Source organism: uncultured Thermosynechococcus sp., assembly GCF_937958135.1.
In the GTDB taxonomy this organism is placed as follows: Bacteria; Cyanobacteriota; Cyanobacteriia; order Thermosynechococcales; family Thermosynechococcaceae; genus Thermosynechococcus.
The window spans coordinates 1-2,568 of record NZ_CALGOG010000013.1 but is presented as its reverse complement, the minus strand read 5'-3'; the positions used below and the strand labels follow the sequence as shown (position 1 = coordinate 2,568).

Genomic DNA, 2,568 nt, shown 5'->3' with positions numbered 1-2,568 from the left:
ACAGTATTGGGCAGCATCAGGACGGGTACAGATACCCACTTCTTCGCCGATGTAGAGCATCGGGGCTTCATCCCGTTCCCCTTCGCCAATCACAATGCGACCGCGCATATGGATTTGATTCATGCGGTTGCGCATGGCATCTACGGCTGCCTGATCCGCCATGTGTTTATCGCCTTTGCCCATCCAGCGTGCGGCGGCAATTGCCGCTTGTTCCACCACTTCAATAATCTCTAAGCCGATGACGTTATCCACACAACCCTCCTAACAGCACAAGTTGATCCCGCAGAGGTTTCCTCTCTGAGCTTACAGAACTTTGGTACGCAGAAAATAATTTCTTGCTGCAAATTATTTACTCTCGACCCTCCCTTTCCCGCTTCCCCTCAGGGACTAGGGTGCGGTCAAAACGAGCAGTTGCTCCGGGGGCAGATGATCTATGTAATAGCCATCCTGAGCCAACACAATTAACAGGTGAAGGCCACAGTCGGGATACAGGTGCAGATCTGCCCACGGAATGGCCACTTCTAGACAGGTGCCCACGGCATAGCGGGCATGGGTGGGGCGCTCTTCCCATTGATAGTTGGCGATCGCCTCTTTGAAGGTGAGCAGCTGCTTTTCAAGGTCAATCACCAATTGATGGTGGTACAGGTAGTTGAGGGGCGCCTCAGCGGGACAATCCTGCAGGTCAGAAAGAGGGCTATTGTAGGTCACCATGTTGGGGTAGTACCAGCAAAAGTGCACGGTACTGATGTCAGTCCCAAAGGGCTGTTTTTGGCTAGGCGCATCGAGGCGCAAATAGATATTCAGGTGATCTACCCCATACCAGAGGCGATTGACTAGGGTTTGGCGGTGCATCGTCCCTCGGCTGCCGCCAATTTGAATGCGACCCGCAAAGTTCCAGTCCTGCTCATCGCCTTTGCCATCAATTGCAGGGTGAATAAAGCCTTGGGGCGGGTAGGTGGCCTTGGCTTCATGGACTTCCAAGGGATCGTGGAGTCCCTCCGGAACTGGCTCCCCCAGTGCCGTGTAAAGGGCCATCAAGTGCTCGCGGAAAAGCTGATCAAACACGGCATCGTGGTTCGAGGAGTGGCCTTCACCAAACCACCAGAACCAGTCGGAACCTTCCGCCGCCAAAAGGGCTTGCCATGCCGCTGGATTGTTTGTTTCCGTGGCTTCGGGATGGCGCTCAAGGGTTTGGCGAGCCGCCGCTAGATAGTCCCAAGCCTTGTTTTTGACCGGATCGCCAATCCAAGTGCAGAAATTGCCGTCAATCCACGAGCCGCTGTGGAGGGAGGAGCCTGAAATCACCGCCCGCGGCGGGTACTGTTGTAGATACTCCGCCACAGAGACACAGGCAAAGTGCTCACTCTCACTCAGACCTTGGTAGAGCGCCTCCAAGAAGGGCAGACCATCGCGGGGATAGTACTCCCAGCAGTTTTCACCATCAAGGGCAATTGTCACTAGCCAAGGCTGTTCCAAGCTCGATCCACCACTGCCTTCATGGGCAAGGAGTTGTTGGCGAATGCCCTCCAGCTGCTGGAGTAAATCGGCGGCTGCCGCTTCGGGAGCCATGGCACTGTAGGTAAACCCAATCAAATCCGAGAGGCGGTGATCGCGAAAGACAATGTTCAGATCGCCGCGCGCCGTGGTTAAGCGATAGGGTTGATAAAGAACCTCAGCCTGTTGCACCACTCCCCGTTCATTGCGGTGAAAGTAGGTTCCCGTTGTCCACCCCAAAACGGCTTCATCGGCACAAATCCACTTAAACCCCTGCTCCAGAATGGGTTCGAGAATGGCGGGACTGACGGCTTGCTCTGAGGGCCACAGGCCGCGGGGCGATCGCCCAAAGAATTGCTCATAGAGAACTCGCGCCCGCCGCAGATGCCGCGAAACATCTTCAGGATATTGAAACCGCTGTTGGGGCAAGGCAATATTGGGAACTGCCACCTTGGCAGCGTCGGTGTCCACTAAGAGGGGCAAAATGGGGTGGGTGTAGGGCGTGGTGGTCACTTCAATTTGACCCGCCTCCTGCAGGGCACGGTGCTGGGGAATGATTTGGCTAAGAATCTCTCGCTGTTTGGCAATGATTCGCTGGCGATCGCTGAGGCTAAAATCCCGCCCTTTGGACAACCACTGCGCAATCTCTGGCTCCTCCCAATACAGCGGATCAATCCAAGCTAAGTTGTGCCACGCCAAGAGATCCCCATAGTCTTGGGGCTGCCAGTGTTGCCAACACCAAGTTTTCCCCTTAGTTTGCCGCTGCTGGTAGAGTTCCCGATAGCGGGGATGGGGATCAATCATGGTGCGGTGGTGGGCATCAAAGAAATGCTCAATGATAAACCAGCGCTGTTGATCCGTAAGCTGTTCCACCGGCGTCAGGGTCGCCGTAAGGTAGGGATCGAGCGCCGTGCCGTTGACATAGTCCTGAATTTGCAGCAACAGTGAGGGGACAAGGTTAATTGTCTGTTTGAGGCGGGGATACTTGGCCAAGACAAGAATGAGGTCTAAGTAATCCTTGCTGCCGTGGAGCCGTACCCAGGGCAATAGGTATTGACCGCTACGGCAGCTTTT

General features: G+C 55.1%; 2 protein-coding genes. Both read right to left on the bottom strand.

The window, feature by feature from the left end:
* The coding region (locus Q0711_RS01420; protein ID WP_299041377.1) for a fructose-bisphosphatase class II at positions 1–252 on the bottom strand (252 nt) is incomplete at its 3' end.
* A 135-nt stretch (positions 253–387) separates the two neighbouring features.
* The coding region (locus tag Q0711_RS01415; RefSeq protein ID WP_299041375.1) for a glycoside hydrolase at positions 388–2,568 on the bottom strand (2,181 nt) is incomplete at its 5' end.